Here is a 21,462-nt window from a genome sequence, read left to right on the forward strand (position 1 = left end):
TCACGATGACGACCGACAGCCAACATCCGCTGCTGCACATTGACAAGCTCAACGTCGCGTTCGACACCGCGCGCGGCCAGGTGCAACCCGTGCGCGACGTGTCGATGGCGGTCTATCCCGGTCAGACGCTGGCGGTGGTGGGGGAGAGCGGGTGCGGCAAGTCGGTGACGGCGATGTCGGTGCTGCGGCTGATCCCACAGCCGCCGGGAAGGTTCCTGTCGGGTCAGATTCGGTTCGAGGGACGCGATTTGCTGACCCTGCCCGAGCGCGACATGCGGCGGGTGCGCGGTAAGGAGATCGCGATGATCTTCCAGGAACCGATGACCTCCCTCAACCCCGTCTACACCATTGGTGACCAGATCGCCGAGGCGATCGTGCTGCATCAGAACATGCGCGGCAGCGCAGCGATGGACGCCGCAGAGACTGCCTTGCGGGACGTCGGCATTGCCGACCCCGGCCGGCGCTTGCGCGAGTATCCGCACCAAATGTCCGGCGGCATGCGGCAGCGCGTGATGATCGCGATGGCGCTCTCCTGCAAGCCCAAGCTGCTGATCGCCGACGAACCGACCACCGCGCTCGACGTGACCATTCAGGCCCAGATCCTCGAATTGCTGCGCAAGCTGCAACGCGAGAACGGTATGGCGATCATGCTGATCACGCACGACCTGGGCGTGGTCGCCGAAAATGCGGATACGGTCGCGGTGATGTACGCTGGGCGGGTCGTGGAACATGCGACGGTGCACGACCTGTTCGATAAGCCGCAGCATCCGTACACGGAAGGCTTGTTCCGATCGGTGCCGAAGCTGGGGGCAAACGCCGAGCGGTTGGACACCATTTCCGGATCAGTGCCCAACCCGGCCAACCTCCCGACCGGTTGCAAGTTTCACCCGCGGTGCCCGCGCATGCAGGGCGACCCGGTGTGTGCGCAAGTTGATCCGAAGTTGGGCGAAGTGCAGCGGAACCATTGGGCGGCGTGTCATCATATCGAAGGCTTCGCCGAGGCGCCGGTCACGCCACCGCAGTTGCCCTTCAAGCGGCCTGAGCACATCGCGGGCATACCGGCGGAGGTTTTGTCATGAGCTCAGGTATCGCCAGTGGAACGCCAGTCGATTATTCAGCCCCGCCGTATGCGGCGCCCGATCCCGCGCAGCCGGTCGTGGAGGTGCGCGATCTACGCACGTACTTCCCGATCCGCAAAGGACTTTTGTCGACCACCGTGGGTCATGTGAAGGCGGTCGATGGTGTGAGCTTCAGCGTCGGCCAAGGCAAGACGCTCGGCCTTGTCGGTGAATCGGGGTGTGGCAAGACGACGGTAGGCCGATCGCTGCTGCGCCTCATCCCGCTCACGTCGGGCGAGGTGCTGTATCGCGGTGAGGATTTCCTGCAGCCGCGCGGTGAACAGCTGCGCAAGTTACGGCAGAAGATGCAGATCATCTTCCAGGACCCCGTCAGCAGCCTAAACCCCCGTATGACCGTCGGCAACATCATCGGCGAGCCGATCGAGGTCCACGGCATCGCCAAGGGGAAAGACAAGCTCGAACTCGTGGCCTCGCTGCTGCAGCGCGTCGGGCTCGATCCGGCGTACGCTGTCCGGTACCCGCACGAATTTTCCGGTGGGCAACGACAACGCATCGGTATTGCCCGGGCGATCTCGCTGTCGCCCGACTTCATCGTCTGCGACGAGCCGGTCAGTGCGCTCGACGTGTCGATCCAATCGCAGATCCTGAATTTGCTGAACGACCTTCAACAGGAATTGGGCATCGCGTACCTGTTCATCGCGCACAACCTGGCCGTCGTCGAACACTTCAGCGATGAGGTCGCGGTGATGTACTTGGGACGCATCGTCGAACAGGCGAGCAGCCGAGAGCTGTATGCGAACCCGAAGCACCCGTACACGATGGCGCTGCTGAGCGCCGTGCCCGAGACCGACCCGCGGCCGAAGAAGGCCCGCATCGTCTTGCGCGGCGAGGTCCCCAGCCCCGCTAATCCACCGGCCGGCTGCCCGTTCCACCCGCGTTGCCCACTCACGCGCCAGATGGCGCAACAGGCTGGCGAGAGCGACACAGTCGAGATCACCAGTGGCGGCGAGCGCTTCCGCGTGCTGCACAAGTGCGTTGCGCAGGTGCCGCCATTGGAGCAAAAGCAGGGCGAGCCGGGCCACGTGGCGGCGTGCGTGGTGACGGAGTAGATCTTCTTCTCCGGTCTCTTTCCCATGTACATATGGGAGAGGCGAGGTGAGGGTGACTTCGAACTGATTGCGCCTCTAGTGAGGTCAAATCACCCTCACCCAGCCTCTTCCGGAGTACCGGGAGAGGGGCCGAAACTAAGCCAATTTTGCGTGTGCCCCTTCGTCGCGTAATATCCGTCGACCACAGTCGGACCTATGCAAACGCAGCCACCACCCATTCATAAGCTTTCCGTCGTCATACCCGTCTACAACGAAGGCGACACCGTTCAGACGCTGATCGGCCTCGTCGTCAACGCCGCGCTGCCTGCGGGCATGACGCGGGAGATCATCTGCGTCAACGACTGCTCGACCGACCGCACCGCCGCTAAGCTGGACGAGCTGCCGGCGCTGTTTCCCGAGACGTCGTTCCAGATTCGTCATAAGCCGGTAAATGAGGGAAAAGGGGCCGCGCTCCGCGACGGCTTCAAGCTGGCCAACGGCGACGCGGTGATCGTGCAGGACGCCGACCTGGAATACGACCCCGACGACTACGTGAAGCTGCTCGAGCCGATCGTCGAGGGCAAGGCCGACGTCGTCTATGGAAGCCGGTTCATCGGCGAGCCGCACCGTGTGCTGTACTACTACCACACGCTCGGCAACAAGTTCCTGACGACGCTCAGCAACGCCTGCACGAACCTCAACCTGACCGACATGGAGGTCTGCTACAAGGTCTTCCGCAAGTCGGTGCTGGACCAGATCGAGATCAAGTGCAACCGCTTCGGCTTCGAGCCCGAGGTGACCGCGAAGATTGCCAAGATTCGTCCGCGGTTGCGCATCTACGAGGTGGGCGTGGCGTACTACGGGCGCAGCTACGAAGAGGGGAAGAAAATCACCTGGAAGGATGGCGTGAAAGCCATCCTGACGATCATCCGGTTTCGGTTCACGAATTGACGGGAAGGCGCGTATGGACTTAACACAACCCTGAGCGAACTCGTCATCCTGAGGTACTCCGAAGGATCTCTTCCGTCCCACGCGGAATACGGGGGGAGATCCTTCGGAGTACCTCAGGATGACGAGCCTTGCGGAAAATACATACGCGCCGACAAGAATGATTTCGAACTGCTTACGGTTCAGGTAGATCAAATCACCCTCACCCAACCTTTCCCGGAGTACCGGGAGAGGGGCCGGATCGCGAATCCGTCAACACGCGAGTCATGTGGGCATTGGGACCTTATGCGATGAACGCCTTTTTCTTTCGCCCGCTCAAATAGCTCTCCATGATGCACGAGGCCAGTTCACCGCTGCTGGTGTAGAACGCGACGCCCTTGGTCAGCTTAGTCAGCTGGTCGACGAAGCCCACCCAATCCATTCCCCAGTAGTCTTCCACCAATGCGAACGTGCTCAGCCGACACCCTTCGCGCACGGCCAGCAGCGCCTCCTTCAACGTCGCCACGGTGCTGCGTTCGTCCGGCGGGTAGAGCAGGTAAATGTGGTCGCCTTCCACGTGGGCGGTCGGCTGACCGTCGGTCACGATAAAGATCTGCTTGTTCTCGCTCGTCCGCTGTTTCAGGATGCGCCGCGCCATCTGCAGGCCCAGGTGCAGGTTGGTAAAGTGCTGCGGGGCCTTGTCGATCTGGCCGATCGGCACCTTCATGCGCACCTGATAGTCGTAGATCGTCACCGGCTTGGGCATCGCCAGCGGCAGCTTCGAATCGGGGATGCGGTTGGCGCCGCTGTAGAAGCCGACGAAGTCGATCGAGTCCTGCGGGAACCGCTGGCGGATGAGCGCCTGCATCGCCATCGCGACCTTCTTGGCGCTGCTGAAGCGGTTGTAGCGCATCATCGAGCCGGACATGTCCAGCAGCACCACGGTGCTGCACGAGGTGGTGCCCTCGTGCAGGTGAAGCTCGAAGTCACGCTCGTCAAACTGAATTTTGGTGGGACCGACATGGACGCCCGGGTTGTCCCTCCCCACTGAAGTGGGAAGGCCGTGACGGGCTAAGGCGTTGTGGATGGTCTGGTGCAGGTCGAGCTCGCTGACCGGGTCGCCGTACTGGTAGGGCTTGGTGCCTTCGATGCGTTCACCACCGGCGCCGGCGGTCACCTTCTCGTGACCGTCGCGGGTTCCGTTGCGCAAGTTGGCGAAGACCTCGCTCAGCGCCTTTTTCTGCATCTTGCCGACGGCGCGGGGGGTGAGGTTTAGCTTGCCCTTGCCGTCCTTATCCAGCAGGCCATCGTTGATGAGTTGTTGCAGCAGTTCGGACTGCTCGGCGTTCTTCGGGTCCTTCATCATCTGCTCCAAGGCCTTCATCGCCTGGTCGCCGTACTCCATGATGAAGTCCATGAGCTTGTCCATCCCGAAGAGCGAATCGGGATTGGGGAACTCCTGGCCGTCAAACTCGCCATAGAAATACTTCATGGTTTGATTGTAGCCCGGCCAGCGGTCGATTGGCGGGAAAAGTGCAGTGCTTGCTCAGTAGATGCTGCAAATCTTACTTTCGACCTTTCCGCCTTGGCGGCCGCTGCAGGTTCCTGCTTGGAACTTGGAACAACCTCTCACGCCGCGGTGGGAGCGGTTGATCCTCCGGCGATGGCTTTTCGCAGTCGGCAAATCCGCGGCTTCCGCGCCGCGGCGTGATGCAGTCTGGCGGTGGTGTTAGGTTGCTCAGTCCTCCATCGCTCGCCGCGGCACGGCCGAGCCACTGAGGTAAAGCTGTTCGGCGCCCACCTGAACCACGAGATCGATCGCGACGCAGGTGGTCCTGCGAGCGCTGGACGCGGCGCCCACCTCTACCTGTGACGTGAACAAGGCCTGCTGCACGTTCCGCGCAACCACATACGCAGGCGCGCCGGTGACGGCCAAATCCCTCACCGTGATCGTTCGGTCGCCCGGCACGTAAGCGTAGCGGACGTGGCCGCCGTCCGGCTCGATCACGTCCACGGTCGTCGCCGACACGCTGTCGTTCACCTGTTGTGACACGGCGCCGACCACGCAGGCGTCAGCGGTCCGGATCGAGCGAACGATTCGGTTCATCGCGACGCGCGCAGTATGGGTGGCCTGGAAGAAGCGATCGTTGGTCTCAATCGACATCGCTGCTGCCTGGTATGCGGTGGCGACGGCCGTCAGCAGCATCGCGACGATCGCCAGGCTCAGCAGCGTCTCGGGAATGCTCAACCCGCGGCGGCGTGGGTGCTTAAATGGGGATTGGCGCGCGGGGATGCTCATGGCGTCACCTCGCGGTAGCTGTTGCGCGACACGACGAGCCGGTTCCCACCCAGCAGGCCGGGGACGGGGTTGGGATTGTTGCTGAAGTTCAGCATGCCGCCGCCTCGGGTGAAGGTGGTGCTTGAGTCGAGGATGATGATGTTCCCCCGGATGTTCGCGTTGATGCCGTTGTCCATCTGGAAGCGCTTGGCCACGATCGTGCCACCGTCGCCGCTGATCGTCGCGCCACCGGTGATGTAGACTTCCGACGCCGGCGCCAGTATCGCCGCGCCGGCCAAGTTGCGCACTTCAGCGATGCGTTCGGCGGCGGGAAAGTTGGCGGCGTTTAGCGTCTCGACGCTGCGGAGGGGGACGCCATTGCTGAGCGTGATCCTGTTGTTGCCACTGACGCCGAGCGTGTCGGTGACGATCACGCCGTTCACTTGGCAGCCACCGGCGAACGTGACGTTGTTGGGCGTTTCGATGAAGATCACGCCGTTCAACACGACCGAGCCGAACGTCGTGTTGCTATTGGCCCGCACGCGCACATTGGTGAACGGCGTGGGGCTCCACGAGATGTTGCTGGCCGTGATGACCTTGGCGCCGGTCGTGCCGCGGGCCGGCACGAATTGTTCGAAGACGCTGGTGTCGACGGTGGGCAACTCGGGCGCACTGCTGTACGGGCCTCTGTGTCCACTGATCCAGCCACCGTTGTTGATCGTCGGCGCGCTGCTGGCCGGGTTATACAGGAAATCGCCGGCGATGCCGGCGCTGCCGACGACCGTCAGCGACGGTCTGGCGGTCGACAGGCTGATCACGTTGCCACCGTTGATGCGGGCGTTGTTGCTCATGTCGACCCGGCTGCGCGTGATGATGCCCGCGCCCGGTGAGACCCACGTGCCACCGACGGTCCGATAGTCGTACTCGATCCCCCGGCCGATGGGGTGACCGGCACCGTTGCGACCCTCGCTGCGCAGCGTAAGCGTGCCGTCGGTCATGCGCAGCGTCATACGCGCCTGTCCGATGCTGGCGCCGAGATCCATCCAACGTTCGACGCCACCGGCCTGGCTGGGGATCGCGAGGTACTGTTCACCGGCGGCATCCTCATCAACGCCGACGCCATCGCCACCGGCGTTGCCAGTGCCGTCCAGCCGTGTCGCCAGTTGCGCGTAAATCGAGTCGAGCGCCGCGGCGTCGCTTGCACCGGTCGCAGCAGGGGTAAGGTGAGACAGGTGGTAGCTGACGAACTCCGCGCCCGACTCGGCCGCCGTTAACGCCCGGCTGGCGCTGGACTCGTTGTGCGACAACTGCGTGTTAATCGTGAACGTCGCGAAGAAGCCGATGGCCATCATCGAGAAGAGCACGAGGAAGAGCATCGCCAACACGCAGGCCATGCCCCGAGACTTTCGTGTTGATCGAATGCTTCGCATAAGCGGTTCCCCCTCTCCTTTAGTCACGGCACGTCGAAAGCGAGCCAACTCGCCGAGTAGAGCGGTTCATCGACGTTTGGGCGTCGTACGTCGACCGTGACCCGGACCGCGCTCACGTCGGCCGTACTCGGCACGTCGTGCGTCAGCCGGTCGATATCGATGCGCTGCACGTTGATTCGCTGCGACCATCCGCTCATGATCTGGATCTCCCGGCCGCGCGCATCGATCGGTGGTGAATACTCGGTGCCCTGCATCGCGAGCGTGTCGGTGAAAGTGGCCTGGCGCATGTGCTCGCGCACGTTGTTGGCCAGGTGCAGGCCATTGGTCTGCTGGTAGTTCTGCGCGTTGGCGCGCGTGCCGGTGGCGATCAGTTCCATCATCGCTAGCGCGCCCACGCCCACGATGACCAAGACCAAACACACCTCCGGCATCGTGAACGCCACCCGTCGAACGCCGCTACTGCGGTGGCCGAGGCTGCGATGTAAACGGGGGAAGATTGTGCGGCATGACGCGCTCATCAGCCTGAACATGCAATTCGATTGAGCGATAGGCAAATGGGCAAAACCGGTGCGGTCGCACCGGTGACGCATAGTGGTATGGGAAACGACGATCGGGCGGGCAGCCTTGGCCACCCGCCCGGGCGTGGGATCAAGATCGGGAATCCGTAGCGACCTTAGTACGTCGCGTTCTGCCGCGGCGCCGCTGAGCCGGAAAGGTGGACGGCGTTGCCCCCGATGGAGACGGTCAGGTTGACCGTCACCCGGCGGACGGCGAGCGGTGTGCCGGAGGACGTGACGTCGAAGCGGGCGGCGCTTACGTTGCGCACCACGACGTGTTCGAGACCAGGCTGATCAAGGGCGTCAAGGTCGCTCAGCAGGATCTGCTGCGCCACTTCGTCGTAGCGATACGTGCGGATGGCGTTCTCGGCCGTCACCACGCCCAGCGTGGTATTGGTGATCTCGTTCGCGTCGGGCGCGCCTCGGCGGCAGTCGGAGAGCATGAGGTTCAACGCCACGCGGGCCGCCTGGGCAGCGCGGGTGAACTCGTCGTTGTCCGTCACCACCTTCGCCGACACCGCCGTGGCCACCGCGACGGCCGTCAGCAGGGCCGACGTGATCGCGAGGCTGATCAGCAACTCGATCAACCCCAGGCCGCTGCGATCGCGGTTGCCCCGCGCCCGCGAGCGCGTTGTGGCGCGACCATGGGCACGGGTGAACGCGGTGGGAGTGGCGTACGCTGTGCTCATTGCATCAACTCGTGGAAGGTGGACGCTTTGGGCGCGAAGAAGGACGAGTAGCTCATGCCGGTGGTCGGCGCGTTGTCGGCGCCGGTCGCGGTAAACTTGACCGACTTGCTGCCGGAGAAGACCGCCGAGTTCATGCCCGGGTTCAGCGTCATCAGCGTGCCGCGATCGATGCGGATATCGGCGGCGCCGTTGAAGGTGAAGCGGTCGGCGATCACGCTGCCGCGCAGGAACGAGCCGGTGCTGCCCGTCATGGCCACCAGTGCCGTGGGGGCCAGGATCGACACGCTGCTGGCAGCACGGATGGCGTCGAACTGCGAGCCCGAAGGCGCCGGCGTCTGGCTCATGTTGCCGCTGAAGTCCAACGTGTTGGCGCCGGCCTTGTCCTCGAACACGATGATGCCGGCCATATTGAAGTTGCCCCGGAACGTCACGGTGTTAGGCGACTCGATATACAGGATGCCGTTGACCGTGTCGCCACCGTTGAATCTGGGGTTCGTGTTGGCCGGCACGCGGATGTTGGTCTGCGTCCTGGCGCCGTTGTAAACGTTGGTTGCGTACGACTTGAAGACCGACGTGTTGACGATCGGGAACTCTGGCGCGTCGGGCAAATAGGTCGTGTTGGCCAGCACGAGCGATTGGGTCGAGGCGCCACCCACCGAGCCCTTGCGGAAGTCGACGTCGGACCCCATGAGGACGGTGAGGTCGCCACCCAGCGTACCGCCGCTGACGATCACCGCGTCATCGGTGTCGGGCTTGGCGCTCATCGCGTGAATCGTATCGCTGTTGGCGGGGTCGGTGCTGGTAACATCGCCCTTGCCCAGCACGATCGCGCCCTTCGAGGCGATCGCGTAGTTGTAGATGGTCGTGGGAATCTGTCGGCGGTCGTAGTCCATCGTGACCGTGCGGCGCGTGCCCGCGTACTCACCGGTGACGCGGACGACCAGCGTGTTGTTCACGCCCGGCAGGTGGGTGATCGTTGCACTGAACGCCGCGCCCGGCGCAACACCGTCGAACGGGATCGTCGCGCCGGTCGTGGCGGGCACCGAAATTACCAGGCCCGATTGTCCGACCGTGTGGCTGCCCATATCGCGAGAATCGGAAAGGTTTGCCTGTAGGTCGGCGGCGACGCCGGCGATGACGTCGGCCGGCGTGGTCACGGTCGGGTTGACCGACACCTGCGACAGTTGGTACTTCATGAACTGCATGCCCGACTCGGCCGCCGAGAGGGCGATCACCCCATCCCGGTCGTTGCCGACGACCTTCATCGACAGCGACGTCGACGAGTAGAAGCCGATCGCCAGCGTCGAGAACAGCGCCAGGTAGATCATCGCGATGACCGCCGTCATACCGCGACGGGCACGCGTACGCTTCACGGTGAGGCAGGGATGTTTGCGTTGCATTGACATAGGGGACCTCTCCGGTCGAACCACGTTAAGGCGTGCCCTCGAACGCATACCAGGACAGCCTGCAGACCTCGTCGGTGCCGCGCGTCACGATCGTCGTGATGCGGATCGCCTCGGAGGTGCCATCGGGCAGCAACGTCTCCATTCCATTCACGTCAACGCAGCGAACGTCGATCGTCTGGCGCCAGTTTTCCATGTTGGGAATCACGTTCCCTCCGCCGTCGATCGGGGGGCTGAACGATGCGTTGTCGAGATCGTTCAGGTCATCCCACGCGCCGGGGTTGGTCGCGGTCTCACCGGAATCGCGTCCCCACGTGCCCGGCGAGGCGGGGGAGGTGAACTCCATCGTCATCGCCATCTCGCGGACGCTCTTGGCCAGGTGCATGCCGGTGGTCATCGAGGCGCTCGTGTTGTTCACGCTGGTGCCGGCTGCAAACAGCGTCAGCATTGCGACGAACGCGACACCCACGATCACCGTCGTGAGGGCTGCCTCGATGAGCGTGAAGCCGCGAGTGCGAGTAAGCCGAGGATGGGGGATGCGCTTGTCCATCACCCCTGATCTCCAATTGAATTGCCCTATAGTCAAATCGGGTAGTTTGTTTCGGACTTGAGTGCCAGAAGTGAGTTTCCAAAGAATGATACGGAGAGGCAAAGGACTCTGGGCCCTTCGCTTCTCCGTATCGTCAATTCCATATGAAGGCCTCCGCATCTGCCGGAGAGCCTGAGAGGCCGCTATTTCACGATGCTGCTGAGCTTGAAGATTGGCAGGATGATGCTCATCGCGATGAAGCCGACGACGCTGCCCATGGCGACGATCATGATCGGTTCGATCATGGCGGTCACGGACTTGATCACGAGTTTCAGCTCGCGCGAATAGTACTCGCTGACCTCGTCCAGCACTTCACCGAGTTTACCGGATTCCTCACCCGCGCCGATCATCTGGATGACCGACTTCGGCAGCAGGGGGCTGCGCTGCAAGGGTTGGCTGATCTTTTTGCCCTGTTTTACGGCCGAGTGAACGGAGCGCCACATCCGGCGATACAGCGCGTTGCCGCTGATCTCGGCGGTGATGCTGATCGTGTCGAGCATCGGCACGCCAGCGTTGATCAACTGGCCCATCGTGTGCAGGCTGCGGCTGATGTAGAGCGCGCGGAAAAGCTTCTTGAACAGTGGCACGCTCAGCTTGGCCTTGTCGAACCACAGCCGGCCCCAGTCGGTGCGCAGCATGAGCACGAACGCCCAGGCCGCCATCACCACTGCCGAGAGCAAGACATACCAGTAATCGACGACGAACGCGCTCATCATGTTCAGCACGCGCGTCGGGGCGGGCAGGAGCGCTTCCTTGCCCTTGAAGATGACACCGAAGCGGGGCACGACGAACGCGAGCAGGAAGATCGTGGTGCCGATCGCCATCACGCCGATGATGCCGGGGTAGATCATCGCGCCGACGACCATGCTGCGCGTCTCGATCTGCTGCATGAGGTAGGTCGCGATGCGGTCCAACATCTTTGAGAAGCCGCCGGACAGTTCCGAGGCCTTCACCATGTTGATGTAGAGGGGGCTGAAGACTTTCGGGTAGCGCATGAGGGCGTCGGAGAACTGCTTGCCGCTCTCGACGTCCTTCTTCATCTGGGTGAGCATCGCCTTGAACTTCTTGTTCTCGGCCTGGTCGGCGATGCCCTCGATGGCGGCGCGGATGCTGATGCCGGCGCGGATCATGACGGCCAGCTGGCTGGTGAAGTTCTGAACGTCCTTGGCGCTGGGGCCCATCTCGATGCTGAAGTTGAAGCCACCCTTCTTCGCCTCGTCGCCCGCCGGCGCCAGTGCCAGGATGTACTCGCCGCGCTCGCGCAGCTGCTGCGACGCCGCCGCGAGGGTGGGCGCGGTCAGTATGCCCGACTGGGCTTTGCCGTTGGCCGACTTCGATTCGTAGCGGTAATTTGGCATGGGGGGTGAGAATGCCGAATGCCGAATGCCGATTGCCAAATGATCGGACGATCATCGCATCGGCGATCCAGGATGTCGCATCCTCCTCCTTCTTAACTTGGCATTACGCATTTGGCATTCGGCATTCGCCTCAGGCCACCAGCGCTCGTTCCAGCTTCTCGGGATGGGCGGCCTGGGCGACCGCGTCCTCGCGGCTGATGTAGCCGTTCACGTACAGCTGCTTGATGCTGCTGTCGAGCGTCTGCATGCCCAGCGCACGGCTGGTCTCGATCACGTTCGGAATTTCGAAAATGCGGTTCTCGCGAATGCAGTTACGCACCGCGGGCGTGCATAGCATGATTTCGACGGCCGGGATCATGCCCGGCTGGTCATGGCGTCGGAACAGCGTCTGGCTGATGACGGCCTGCAGCGTGTTGGCCAGCATCGAGCGGATCTGGTTCTGCTCATCGCTAGGATAGATATCGATAATTCGTTCGATCGTCTGCGGCGCGTTGATCGTGTGCAACGTGCTGAAGACCAAGTGACCGGTTTCGGCCGCAGTGATGGCGCTGCTGGTGGTCTCCAGGTCACGCATTTCACCCACCAGGATCACGTCCGGGTCCTGACGCAAGCTGTGCCGTAGACCGCTGGCGAAGTTCGGCACGTCGCTGCCCACCTCGCGCTGTTCGATCGCGCTCTTTGCGCTGATGAACGCGTATTCGATCGGGTCCTCAAGCGTCAGGATGTGCCCCGGTTCCCGGCGGTTGATCGAGTCGACCATGCCTGCCAGCGTGGTGCTCTTGCCCGAGCCGGTAGGTCCAGTCACCAGGATCAGCCCGCGGGGCAGGTAGGTCAGCTTGTTGACGATCTCGGGCAGGAACAGCTGCTCGATCGGGCGCACCTTGTCGTTGATCGTACGGATGGAGAGCGCGACCGTGTTGCGCTGGTAGTGCGCGTTCACGCGAAACCGGCTGACGCCGGCGATCTCGTACGAGAAGTCGCTGTCGCGGTGTTCCTCAAAGTCGGCCCAGCGCTTCTCGTTCATCATCTCCTTTGCCATGCGCGTCACGCCTTCCTGGGTGACGATGGGGAAGTCGCTGTGCGTCATCACCGTGTTGATGCGGAAGATCGGCGGCGCGCCAACGTTGAAGTGAATATCCGAGGCCTTCGAACTCACGGCCGCGCGGAGGATGTCGTTTAGCATGCTCATAGTGGTTCCGTCGTCAGTTACCTATGCGTTCTCGGTCACTCGTAGGATCTCATCGACCGTTGTCTGGCCCTTCATGACCTTCTCAAAGCCGTCCTGCCGCAGCGTGACGAGTCCGCGCTCGCGGCAGAGCTTGCGCAACTGGTTCACGTCGGGGTTGGCCGTAACCAGGTCACGCAGGCCGTCGTCCATCACCAATAGCTCGTAAATGCCAAGGCGGCCGGCGTAACCGGTCTTGCGGCAGCGGTCGCAGCCGGCGCCCTTGTAGACCACGCCGTCGCCGAAGCCCTGCATCGTCAGGAATTCGCGCGTCTCGTCCGATAGGACGTGTTCCTGTTTGCAATGCTGGCAGATCTTGCGCACCAGCCGTTGTGCCAGGATCGCGTTGACGGCAGCGCTGATCAGGTACGGTTCGACGCCGATGTTGATCAGACGCGTGACCGACGAGGGCGCGTCGTTCGTGTGCAGCGTCGACAGCACCAGGTGGCCGGTCAGCGCCGCCTGCACCGCGATCGTCGCGGTCTCGGCGTCGCGGATTTCACCCAGCATCACCACGTCGGGGTCCTGGCGCAGCAGCGCGCGTAGGGCCTTGGCGAACGTCATGCCGATCTTCTCGTGCATCTGCGTCTGGTTGACGCTGCTCAGGTGGTATTCGACCGGGTCTTCGACCGTGCTGATGTTCAGCTTGTTGGCGTCCATCTGCCGCAGGCTGGAGTAGAGCGTGGTCGTCTTACCCGAGCCGGTGGGGCCGGTGACGAGCACGATGCCGTGCGGCTGGTCGATCGCGTTCTTCCAGATCGTCAGCGCGTTCTCGCCGAAGCCGAGGTCGTCCAGCGAGACGTTGATCGACTTGTTGTCCAGGATACGCATGACGACCTTCTCGCCCACCACGGTGGGGAGGGTGCTCATGCGAAGGTCGACCTTACGGCCATGCACCACAGCGCGAATGCGGCCGTCCTGCGGCAGGCGGCGCTCGGAGATGTCGAGGTTCGCCATGATCTTCAGACGGCTGCAGACCGCGGCCGCCATCGAGTGGGGCGGGTTCATGGCCTCGAATAGCACGCCGTCGATGCGATAGCGGATCTTGAGGGCCTTTTCCTTCGGCTCGATGTGAATATCGCTGGCGCCCTGCTTGATCGCGTCGAAGATCAGGTAGTTGACGAAGCGGATGACCGGCGACTCGCTGCCGGCCTTTTCCAGGTCGGTGACGTCGTCCTTGTCTTCCTTCACGAGCTGGACGTCGTCCTCGCTCATGTCCTTGATGATCTCGTCGACCTTCAGATCGGTCGCGTTCGTCGTGATCTGCTCGATGATGCGGTTGATGTCGGCCAGCGTGACGACGACGCTGCGGATCGACTTCTTCGTCTTGTGCTTCAGCTCGTCCAGCAGGAAGACGTTGGCCGGGTCGGACACGCCCATCACGAGTGTCTTGCGGTCGTCCTCGAAGCGGATCGCAAGCACGCCCTGTTTGCGGCAGTAGTCGGGCGGCAACAGGGCAAAGGCGTCGGCGTCGATCGTCTCGCGGTTGAGCGCCTCAAATGCCAACCCCATCGTCTCGGCGGTGGCCGCGAGCACCTGGCTCTCGCTGGCGGCGTTCATCGTCAGCAGGATCTGCGCGATGCTTTTCGTGGGCGACTGCGCCTGCACGCCGCGGGCCTGCGTGAGCTGTTCCTCTGTGATGACCTTCTGATCCAACAGCAACTGCTCGACCGATTTCCGCGCCTGCCGCGCCTCGGGCTGCCAGAGCGGCTCGACGGCGGTTCCGTCGAGCTGGGCGTCGGTGTCCCGGTCCAGCAGTGGGCTAGCGGAGGTTGTCGTGCGTCGTCCGAACATGGTGAATCTCGAGGAATGGGCCGACTGGGAATCGACGTCTACTGCGCCATCTTCAGTTCGAATCGGAACCCGTTCGCCTGCACGACGACGGCGTCCTTCGTGATCCGCTCGATCACGAAGACGTCGACCTGCTGGCCCTCGGTGTAGAGCGTGCGGTTGATCATGCACGCCGACCGCGCGCCACCGACGATCACTGACTGCAGCGACAGGTTCTGCACCGCCTTCACGGTGGCCTCGCGTTCGATCTCGCGCTGCCGCTTGGCCGCGGCCTCGGTGGCGTCGGCGGTGGGGATCGGGGCGACCGTGCGGAACGGGTTGGTCTTCAACTCGCTCAGCGGCACCTGCGTCATGCTCGGGTAGTTCATGAAGCGCTCGACGACCTTCTCCGTGTTCTTGCGCATCTCCTCCATCGTGCGGAGGCTCACTTGCCCGTCGTCCAGAAACTTCTTGATGGTCGTCGTGGCTTCCTGGGCCTCGGCCGTCTGCGCGCTGGCGGAGGCGGGGCCGGTCTTCCAGTACATGAAGTACGTCGCGCTGGCGGCGGCCACGACAAGCCCGAACAGGATCATGCCGCCGGCGCCCTTCTTCGTGGCCTCTTCGGAGACAAACTCCACCTCGCCATCCGACAGCGCCTCGCTGAGGTCACCTTCGGTCTGGTCCGCGTCGTCCTGATCGATGTTCACGTTCGCTCCCATGGCTGACACTCCTTTGCGTGGCCTACTGGACCGCCGCGGTAGCGGTGGTGTCCGTGCTGGCCGGCGTGGTCGTCTTCGTCGTCGTCTTGCTGCCCTCGGGCTCGAAGAAGATGCTCAACTGCATCTGCGCTTCCATCTGCCCGTCCTGGTCGTTGATCTTCTCGAGCTTCATCTTGGAGACGCGCGTCAACCGCGGCAGCTTTTCCAGTTCCAGCAGGAACTGGTAGTAGTTGTTGAAGTCGCCGACGAGCGTCATCGCGATCGGCATCTCGGTGTAGCCGGCGTTCTTCTCGGTCTTCAGCGTCTTCACCGTGCGGATCTGCAGGGCGTTTTCCTCGGCCTTGTTGGTGGTCTCGGCGAGGATCTTGTCGATTTCCTTCTCCTGCGGCAGCTTGCTTTCGAAGAACTGGATCGCCTTCTGCAACTCGGCGATCTTGCGGCCCAGGTCGGCGATGCCGGACGTGCTCTGCTGCACGTCGTTCAGGGCCTTCTGCTTGACGGCAACCTCGGCCAGTAACGCCGTGCGCTTTGTGTCGGCCTTAGTGAAGACCAGGAAGTACGCGCAGCCCAGCAGGGCAAACATGGCGCCGAAGAAGAGCATTTCACGAAGTCCGACTCGCATGGGTGTCTCCGTTGGCTAGTTCGACAGTTCCACCGCGGCCGTGCGGGTCTTGTCCGTGGTTGACATCACTTCGGCATCCGGCCGAAGGGACATTTCGATCTGGAACCGGCGCATCTTGTCGCCGGTCTTCTCACCGGTGCTGTTGCGCACCTTCTGGAACTCGTCGCTGATGACGAGGTTCACGTCCTTCAGCAGGTCCGATCCGTTTAAACGGCTGATGAACTGCGCGACCTGCACATCGTTGTCGGCGATGCCGGTGACGCGCAGGAACACGTCGTATTGCTTGGGTGCCGGCGGGGGCGGCGCGGCCGCCTCTCCCTTGGCCACCTTCGCGGCCTTCGCCTTGGCACGCTTCTCCTCAAACTGTGTTTTGACGACCACCGGCGCTGCCTTTGCCTTCGAATCCAGCGCCAGGTCCAACAGCGAGATACCGCTCGGCATGGCGTTGGTGATCTCGGCCAGCAGGTAGCTGCGCGGCACGCGTTCCAGCAGCGAGTCGGTCAGCTCCGCCTGGCGGGCCATCCGCTGCTGCTTGTCCTTCATGCTCTGCACTTCTTTGATGCGCTTAGCGGCCTGCGTATACTCGGCATCTACCTTGTCGCGGCGCACCTCGATCTCGCGCAAGCGCGCGTCCGACAGCGTGAACGCCGAGCCGATTGCCCCGACGACCACCACGAACAATGCGGCGCAAACCACGTTGGCCCGCCGGCGCGCCTTGCGCTCCAGGTAGTCCTCTGGCAGGAAGCTGAGTTGGTTGGGTGACGTCATAGAAACTCCTATCCAATGCCGAGTGCCTCATGCCGGCTGAAAGCGGTGCCGAGATAGTCTTTTCCCCTTCGACGTTCGGCGTTCGGCAATATTCGCCTCACGCTTCCACTCCGACCGCCGCAGCGGCGCCCATACTTAGGCCGATCGCGACGGCCCAACTGGGTTGAGGCTGGCGGCGGTCGATGCCGGTCTCCATGCCGATCTCGCTCGATCGTGCCATGCGCACCAGCGGGTCGCCCAACTGGGCGGCCAGTTGCATTTGTCGGGCGATGTGCTGACAGAGCGTGCGTTGCCGGGCCTCGCCGCCGACGAAGATCAACCGCTCGACCGGCTTCGACGGGAACGTGCCCTCGAAGTAGCGACGGCACAGCTCCAGTTCCTCGATTAGCTTGTTCAGCAGGTCGCGGCAGGCTTGGTCGACCTTGCGCGCCTCGTTGCGTTCCTCGGCAGCGGGATCAAACCGGCCAGCGGCGGTGGCTGGCGTGATGGGATTGGTGATCTCGGTGGACGCAGGTTCGGGTTGTTCCAGGTGGCGATCGTCCAACCGTGCCGCGGCGGCGTTCAGGCCCGCGGTCAGCAGCGCGAAGCCCTCGGTCTCACCGGTGCTGGCCGGAGCAATGGACTCAAGAGGTGCGGGCGTCGCTGCGGGCGTAAGCTCGGGGGTGGCCGGGGCCACGTTCGCCAGCCGCATGCGCATCAGTTTCGCGTCCTCAAAATTCATCTTCAGCGCGCTGGCGACTGCGGCGGTGAAGTGGTTACCCCCGATCGGGACGGACCGGGCGAAGAAGATCTGCTGCCCACGGCTTACGATCATGCGCGTGCCGGCAGCGCCGATGTCGATGAAGGCGTTGACCGTGTCCGCGTCGCTCTTGCGCCGGTAGACCTGCGCGAAGCAGTCGACCAACACGCGCGGTTCCACGTGCATGCCCACCACATCCAGACGCGACTTCGCGGCGGCGGCGAGGTAGTCGCTGACGGTCGCCTTTGAGGCGGCCATTACAATCACTTCCAGCTTTGGGTCGGTGTCGGCGTTGATCTCGCCGGCGATCATGTGGCGCACGAGTGCGGCGCCGGGTTCCATGGGGAACTTGCCGCGTGACTCCCAGGGAATGGCCTTCTTCAACGCCGCGTCGTCCATCTTCGCCAGGCGCAGGTGCTGCATGTGCAGCGACGCCGCCGGCAGCGACAGCACGACCTGCCGCCCGCGGAACTTGCCCTGGGCCAGCAGGTCGCGCATCGATTCGATGAAGAACTGCGCCCGGGCCTTCGGGTCATTGCGCACGTGCGACGGCACGTCGGCGGTGGCGGCGGCGGCGAGCTTGTAGTCGCCGTCGACCCACTGCACCTGCGCGAGCCTAATCGCGTCGGTGCCGAAGTCGACACCGATGGGGTTGGCCTTGGCCGCGAACCAGTTGTTGACGAAGTTCAGCATCTTCGGTCTCTCTCTCCCACCCTGATCTACGATTGCTTTTCGCGCATGGCAAAGCGGAGAAAACATTCCTTCTGCGAAGCGATGGGAAGGTTTGGCGCGCGCGACATCTCTACCGGCGGTATCGACGCGGGCCAGGGGCGAGGTTAGTCGCGAACGATTTATGAGACGCGGAGGAAACGGGAGAGGTGGACGCCTTCTTCGATAGCCGCCGGCTTTCCGGTGGAAACCGGCTTCGTTTGCATGCTTGCTTTAAACAGTGTTAGACGCTTGCAGGAACTCGGATGCCAGCGCATCCGCCACGCTCAGGCCTGCAGGCGTAAGGCGGATCGTGTTATCGGTCTGTTCCAGGAGACCCACTGGAGCAAACCGAGCGACAATATCGTGAAACTGCCGCCGGGCGTCGCGACCGGTGCGCGTGGTGTAGACGTCAAAGTTGATGCCGCCGCTGAGCCGCAGCATGAGCATCGCCAGTTCCCCCGCCCGGGTTTCGGGGGAGAGGCGTTCAACGTCGGTCGCGGGCAGATGGCCCGCATCGATGGCCGACTCCCACTCGCCAAGGTGCGGGCGGTTCTTCCAGCGCACGCCACCCGTGTGGGCCGACGCCGATGGACCCAACGACACGTAGTTGCCGCCCGTCCAGTACATCAAGTTGTGCCGGCATTCCTGGCCGTGGGCGGCGTAGTTGCTGATCTCGTACGCCGCCAGCCCGGCCTGCGTCAGGCGAGACCGCGCGTGACGCATCATGTCGATCTCTAAGCTTTCCTCGGCCGCCACGATCGTGCCGAGTCGCTTCTTCACCGCCATGGGGGTGTTCGGCTCGTACGTCAGGGCGTAAGCGGAAATGTGGGACGTGCCAAGCGCGATGGCTGCATCGAGCGACGTTGCCCAGCTAGCCAGCGACTGGCCCGGCACCGCGTAGATGAGGTCGACATTCAATCGCTTGAATCCGGCCGCGGTGGCGATCGCGACGCTTCGCTCGACGTCGGTGGGATCGTGGTGGCGCTCCAAGGTCGCCAGTTCGGCCGGGTTGAACGACTGGGCACCGAAGCTGAGGCGGTTCACGCCGTGGTCGCGCATCATGTGGCAGTAGTCGTTCGTTACGGTGGCGGGGTTCGCCTCGACGGTCCATTCGTCGATACCGGTCAAGTCGAAGACACGGCTCAGGCCGCTCAGCAGCCGGGCCATTTGCGGCAGGGGGAGCAGGGTTGGGGTGCCACCGCCAAAGAAGATCGTCCGCGGGGCGACAGTTATGGGGTAACGGTCGACCCAGAACTTAGCCTCGGTTAACAGTCGATCGACGAACCGGTCCATCCGGTCTTCGGTTTGGTGGGTAATGCTGTAGAAGTCGCAGTAATGGCACTTGTGGAAGCAGAACGGCACGTGCACGTACAGCCCGTCCACCGGCTCGGCGGGCAGGGAGGCCAAGTCCAGCGGCTGGACTTGGCTGCGGTGGATCGTAAGCGGGGTCAGCGTCGACATAAACTGGCACTTGAGGCGAAGCGGGGAATGTCTATGGCACGAAAATTGTTGCTGGAAATCGGATACTGATATAGTTTAGTCGATCGGTCGGTCGCTTGCCCGTCTGTACGCCGATTTTACTGCTGAATCTGAGGGTCGCTTATGCAGGTCGTTCTGATCATGTTCCGCTCCGATGGTGAACGGCGCAGCTTCTCCGTCGTCCGCGACATCACGGTGCTTGGGCGCCGCGAGGACTGCGACCTGCGCATTCCGCTGAGCGACATCTCGCGCAAGCATTGCCGCATCATCCGCAGCCAGGACAGCGTGCGAATTGAGGATCTGGGCAGCTCGAACGGCACGCTGTGCAACGGCGAGCGCATCACATCGGTGGAACTGCAGGCGGGCGATACCCTTACCGTGGGGCCAGTGACGTTCGTGGTGCAGATCGACGGTCTGCCGGCCGAGGAAGAAATGGTGGCCGGCCCCGCCGAGCCCGCCTTCACCCCCCAAGACACCGCCGCCGCGGCTGCCGCGGTGGGTGTGGGAATGATGCAGGAGGTAGATCCTGCGACCGAGGAAGAACCCGTTGCGCTGGATGACGACGACTACGAGGAAGACCTCGGCGCCGCGCCGCTCATTGCCGCCGCCGATGATGGTGACGACGAAGAGTTCGTGCAGGACCTGGAACCCGTAGCCGAAGCCGGTGAAGCCACAAGTGAAACGCTGGAAGAGCTGGAACCGGTTGAGGAGCTGGAGCCAGTGGAAGAACTGGAACCGGTCGATGAGTTGGAACCGGTTGCTGACCTCGAGCCCGTTGCCGAGGAAGATGAACTGACGCCGATGGACGACCTGGCGCACGCCGATGAAATCGCGCCTGAACCCGCGCCCACCGCCCCGAAAGCCCGCGCCGTAGCGCCAGCAGCGCCCAAGGCAAAGGCCGCCCCCACGCCACCCCCGGCGCCGGTAGCGCCACCGGCGGCCGCGGCAGGACCTGCGGACGATCTGGTGTCGCCGTTGGAAGGGGAACTGCAGTCGTCAGACCAGTTCGAAGCCATCAGCGAGCAGAGCGCGTTCGACATCGTCATGGACGATGCTTCACATAGTTCCGCGTCCGGCGAGATTGAAATCGACTGGAACGCCGAGAGCAAGTCCTAGGACTTTTTCACTGGCCTTGTCTGAGCTTTCAGTTCTCGACGCAGGGCAGCACGTCACGCGGTTCCCGGCATACGATTCCGTGCAATGGCCACACTATCCCCGACCGCTGCGCGACGGCCGATCAGGGTCGCCAGCGTCAGCTACTTCAATTCCAAGCCGCTGATCGACGGCCTCGACCGCGATCCCTTCGTCGAACTGTCGCTGGCTGTGCCGGCGAAGCTAATCGATGGCCTGCGAGATGGTTCGACCGATGTCGCGCTCTTGCCGGTGATCGACTACCAGTCGATGGGCGGTCTGCAGATCGTTCCTGCCGGCGGCATTGGGTGCGATGGCCCGACACTAACGGTTCGCATCTTCAGTCGGGTGCCGTTCGAGCAGATCGAGTCGCTCGCGTGCGACGTGGAGAGCCATACGTCCGTCGGCCTAGCACGCGTGATTTTGGCCGAGCGATACGGACTTCGGCCGGAGATTGTGCCACTGGACCGCGCGCGATCGCCGCAGACGTTGCTGTTGATCGGCGACAAGGTGGTGTGCGAGGAGCCGGTCGGCTACGCCCATCAACTGGACCTCGGCGAGGCGTGGAAGCAACTGACGGGCAAGCCATTTGTGTTCGCAGTCTGGACGGCACGGGCAGTCGTGGATGTGGGTGACTTGCCCGAGCGGCTAGCGCAGGCGAAGGTGCGAGGTTTGCGGCGCGTTGATCAGCTGGTCGACCAGTTCGCCGTGCCGCGCGGTTGGCCGGTCGACATCGCGAAGCGGTACCTAACCGAATATCTGAAGTTCGACATTGGCCCGCAGCAGATCGACGCGATCCGGCTGTTCCACACGCTGGCTGCGAAGCATTGCGTGGTCGGTACGCCGGTTCGCCCATTGCAGGTGCGGCAAAGCTGAACCCGCAATCGATTCCCGCTTGCA

The 21,462-nt window shown here is 63.2% G+C and carries 20 protein-coding genes; 5 read left to right on the plus strand and 15 right to left on the minus strand.

Annotation, left to right across the window (positions count from 1 at the left end; translation table 11 throughout):
* The first annotated feature begins 5 nt into the window (after positions 1–5).
* From VGN72_12470 to VGN72_12480, 3 genes are all read left to right on the plus strand, one after another.
* A complete protein-coding gene (locus VGN72_12470; GenBank protein ID HEV7300175.1) occupies positions 6–1,079 on the plus strand; it encodes an ABC transporter ATP-binding protein in 1,074 nt (357 codons plus the stop codon).
* The gene (locus VGN72_12475; protein ID HEV7300176.1) at positions 1,076–2,188 is read left to right on the plus strand and encodes an oligopeptide/dipeptide ABC transporter ATP-binding protein; all 1,113 of its coding nucleotides are present in this window, start codon (positions 1,076–1,078) and stop codon (positions 2,186–2,188) included. Before VGN72_12470 ends, VGN72_12475 begins: the two co-directional genes overlap by 4 nt.
* 195 nt (positions 2,189–2,383) lie before the next feature.
* A complete protein-coding gene (locus VGN72_12480) occupies positions 2,384–3,118 on the plus strand; it encodes a glycosyltransferase family 2 protein (GenBank protein ID HEV7300177.1) in 735 nt (244 codons plus the stop codon).
* A 280-nt stretch (positions 3,119–3,398) separates the two neighbouring features.
* Here the strand turns inward: VGN72_12480 and VGN72_12485 are convergent, their stop codons facing one another.
* The 15 genes from VGN72_12485 to hemW all read right to left on the minus strand — a co-directional run bounded on the left by VGN72_12485 (position 3,399) and on the right by hemW (position 19,413).
* The gene (locus VGN72_12485) at positions 3,399–4,586 is read right to left on the minus strand and encodes a VWA domain-containing protein (protein HEV7300178.1); all 1,188 of its coding nucleotides are present in this window, start codon (positions 4,584–4,586) and stop codon (positions 3,399–3,401) included.
* Positions 4,587–4,832: 246 nt separating this feature from the next.
* Positions 4,833–5,393, minus strand: a complete 561-nt coding sequence (locus tag VGN72_12490; GenBank protein ID HEV7300179.1) for a hypothetical protein — start codon at positions 5,391–5,393, stop codon at positions 4,833–4,835.
* Entirely contained in the window at positions 5,390–6,766 is a 1,377-nt protein-coding gene (locus VGN72_12495; protein ID HEV7300180.1) for a hypothetical protein, read from the minus strand. Before VGN72_12495 ends, VGN72_12490 begins: the two co-directional genes overlap by 4 nt.
* A 59-nt stretch (positions 6,767–6,825) precedes the next feature.
* Positions 6,826–7,218 (minus strand): hypothetical protein, encoded by a 393-nt coding sequence (locus VGN72_12500; protein ID HEV7300181.1) that lies wholly within the window; start codon positions 7,216–7,218, stop codon positions 6,826–6,828.
* 257 nt (positions 7,219–7,475) lie between these two features.
* The gene (locus VGN72_12505) at positions 7,476–8,048 is read right to left on the minus strand and encodes a prepilin-type N-terminal cleavage/methylation domain-containing protein (protein ID HEV7300182.1); all 573 of its coding nucleotides are present in this window, start codon (positions 8,046–8,048) and stop codon (positions 7,476–7,478) included.
* Entirely contained in the window at positions 8,045–9,454 is a 1,410-nt protein-coding gene (locus VGN72_12510) for a pilus assembly PilX N-terminal domain-containing protein (protein ID HEV7300183.1), read from the minus strand. Before VGN72_12510 ends, VGN72_12505 begins: the two co-directional genes overlap by 4 nt.
* Before the next feature lie 25 nt (positions 9,455–9,479).
* Positions 9,480–10,001, minus strand: coding sequence for a type II secretion system protein (locus tag VGN72_12515; GenBank protein HEV7300184.1), 522 nt, complete (start codon positions 9,999–10,001; stop codon positions 9,480–9,482).
* A gap of 182 nt (positions 10,002–10,183) precedes the next feature.
* Complete coding sequence (locus tag VGN72_12520; GenBank protein ID HEV7300185.1) at positions 10,184–11,398, minus strand: type II secretion system F family protein; 1,215 nt, start codon at positions 11,396–11,398, stop codon at positions 10,184–10,186.
* 130 nt (positions 11,399–11,528) lie between these two features.
* On the minus strand, positions 11,529–12,587 hold the full coding sequence (locus VGN72_12525) for a type IV pilus twitching motility protein PilT (GenBank protein HEV7300186.1): 1,059 nt from the start codon (positions 12,585–12,587) through the stop codon (positions 11,529–11,531).
* Between the two features lie 21 nt (positions 12,588–12,608).
* On the minus strand, positions 12,609–14,417 hold the full coding sequence (locus VGN72_12530; GenBank protein ID HEV7300187.1) for a GspE/PulE family protein: 1,809 nt from the start codon (positions 14,415–14,417) through the stop codon (positions 12,609–12,611).
* Between the two features lie 38 nt (positions 14,418–14,455).
* The gene (locus VGN72_12535) at positions 14,456–15,112 is read right to left on the minus strand and encodes a hypothetical protein (protein ID HEV7300188.1); all 657 of its coding nucleotides are present in this window, start codon (positions 15,110–15,112) and stop codon (positions 14,456–14,458) included.
* A gap of 22 nt (positions 15,113–15,134) precedes the next feature.
* Entirely contained in the window at positions 15,135–15,734 is a 600-nt protein-coding gene (gene pilO / locus VGN72_12540) for a type 4a pilus biogenesis protein PilO (protein HEV7300189.1), read from the minus strand.
* A gap of 15 nt (positions 15,735–15,749) precedes the next feature.
* Positions 15,750–16,502 carry a PilN domain-containing protein gene (locus tag VGN72_12545; GenBank protein ID HEV7300190.1) on the minus strand — a complete coding sequence of 251 codons (753 nt, stop codon included), beginning with the start codon at positions 16,500–16,502 and terminating at the stop codon, positions 15,750–15,752.
* A gap of 97 nt (positions 16,503–16,599) precedes the next feature.
* Positions 16,600–17,934: a pilus assembly protein PilM gene (gene pilM, locus VGN72_12550; GenBank protein HEV7300191.1), complete on the minus strand. Its 1,335-nt coding sequence runs from the start codon at positions 17,932–17,934 to the stop codon at positions 16,600–16,602.
* Positions 17,935–18,183: 249 nt separating this feature from the next.
* Complete coding sequence (gene hemW / locus VGN72_12555) at positions 18,184–19,413, minus strand: radical SAM family heme chaperone HemW (GenBank protein HEV7300192.1); 1,230 nt, start codon at positions 19,411–19,413, stop codon at positions 18,184–18,186.
* A 141-nt stretch (positions 19,414–19,554) separates the two neighbouring features.
* Between hemW and VGN72_12560 the strand changes: the two genes are divergently transcribed.
* A complete protein-coding gene (locus VGN72_12560; protein HEV7300193.1) occupies positions 19,555–20,547 on the plus strand; it encodes an FHA domain-containing protein in 993 nt (330 codons plus the stop codon).
* Positions 20,548–20,631: 84 nt separating this feature from the next.
* Positions 20,632–21,438, plus strand: coding sequence for a menaquinone biosynthesis protein (locus tag VGN72_12565; protein ID HEV7300194.1), 807 nt, complete (start codon positions 20,632–20,634; stop codon positions 21,436–21,438).
* The last annotated feature ends 24 nt before the right edge of the window (positions 21,439–21,462 follow it).

It is taken from the genome of Tepidisphaeraceae bacterium (genome assembly GCA_035998445.1).
GTDB lineage: Bacteria > Planctomycetota > Phycisphaerae > Tepidisphaerales > Tepidisphaeraceae > DASYHQ01.

Bases quoted from the DNA above. Each gene is read 5' to 3' on its own strand.
- VGN72_12545 (HEV7300190.1), bottom strand. From the start codon at position 16,502: ATGACGTCACCCAACCAACTCAGCTTCCTGCCAGAGGACTACCTGGAG.
- VGN72_12475 (HEV7300176.1), top strand. From the start codon at position 1,076: ATGAGCTCAGGTATCGCCAGTGGAACGCCAGTCGATTATTCAGCCCCG.
- hemW (HEV7300192.1), bottom strand. From the start codon at position 19,413: ATGTCGACGCTGACCCCGCTTACGATCCACCGCAGCCAAGTCCAGCCG.
- VGN72_12490 (HEV7300179.1), bottom strand. From the start codon at position 5,393: ATGAGCATCCCCGCGCGCCAATCCCCATTTAAGCACCCACGCCGCCGC.
- VGN72_12530 (HEV7300187.1), bottom strand. From the start codon at position 14,417: ATGTTCGGACGACGCACGACAACCTCCGCTAGCCCACTGCTGGACCGG.
- pilM (HEV7300191.1), bottom strand. From the start codon at position 17,934: ATGCTGAACTTCGTCAACAACTGGTTCGCGGCCAAGGCCAACCCCATC.
- VGN72_12535 (HEV7300188.1), bottom strand. From the start codon at position 15,112: ATGGGAGCGAACGTGAACATCGATCAGGACGACGCGGACCAGACCGAA.
- VGN72_12520 (HEV7300185.1), bottom strand. From the start codon at position 11,398: ATGCCAAATTACCGCTACGAATCGAAGTCGGCCAACGGCAAAGCCCAG.
- pilO (HEV7300189.1), bottom strand. From the start codon at position 15,734: ATGCGAGTCGGACTTCGTGAAATGCTCTTCTTCGGCGCCATGTTTGCC.
- VGN72_12480 (HEV7300177.1), top strand. From the start codon at position 2,384: ATGCAAACGCAGCCACCACCCATTCATAAGCTTTCCGTCGTCATACCC.
- VGN72_12495 (HEV7300180.1), bottom strand. From the start codon at position 6,766: ATGGCCTGCGTGTTGGCGATGCTCTTCCTCGTGCTCTTCTCGATGATG.
- VGN72_12515 (HEV7300184.1), bottom strand. From the start codon at position 10,001: ATGGACAAGCGCATCCCCCATCCTCGGCTTACTCGCACTCGCGGCTTC.
- VGN72_12560 (HEV7300193.1), top strand. From the start codon at position 19,555: ATGCAGGTCGTTCTGATCATGTTCCGCTCCGATGGTGAACGGCGCAGC.
- VGN72_12565 (HEV7300194.1), top strand. From the start codon at position 20,632: ATGGCCACACTATCCCCGACCGCTGCGCGACGGCCGATCAGGGTCGCC.
- VGN72_12510 (HEV7300183.1), bottom strand. From the start codon at position 9,454: ATGTCAATGCAACGCAAACATCCCTGCCTCACCGTGAAGCGTACGCGT.
- VGN72_12485 (HEV7300178.1), bottom strand. From the start codon at position 4,586: ATGAAGTATTTCTATGGCGAGTTTGACGGCCAGGAGTTCCCCAATCCC.
- VGN72_12505 (HEV7300182.1), bottom strand. From the start codon at position 8,048: ATGAGCACAGCGTACGCCACTCCCACCGCGTTCACCCGTGCCCATGGT.
- VGN72_12525 (HEV7300186.1), bottom strand. From the start codon at position 12,587: ATGAGCATGCTAAACGACATCCTCCGCGCGGCCGTGAGTTCGAAGGCC.
- VGN72_12470 (HEV7300175.1), top strand. From the start codon at position 6: ATGACGACCGACAGCCAACATCCGCTGCTGCACATTGACAAGCTCAAC.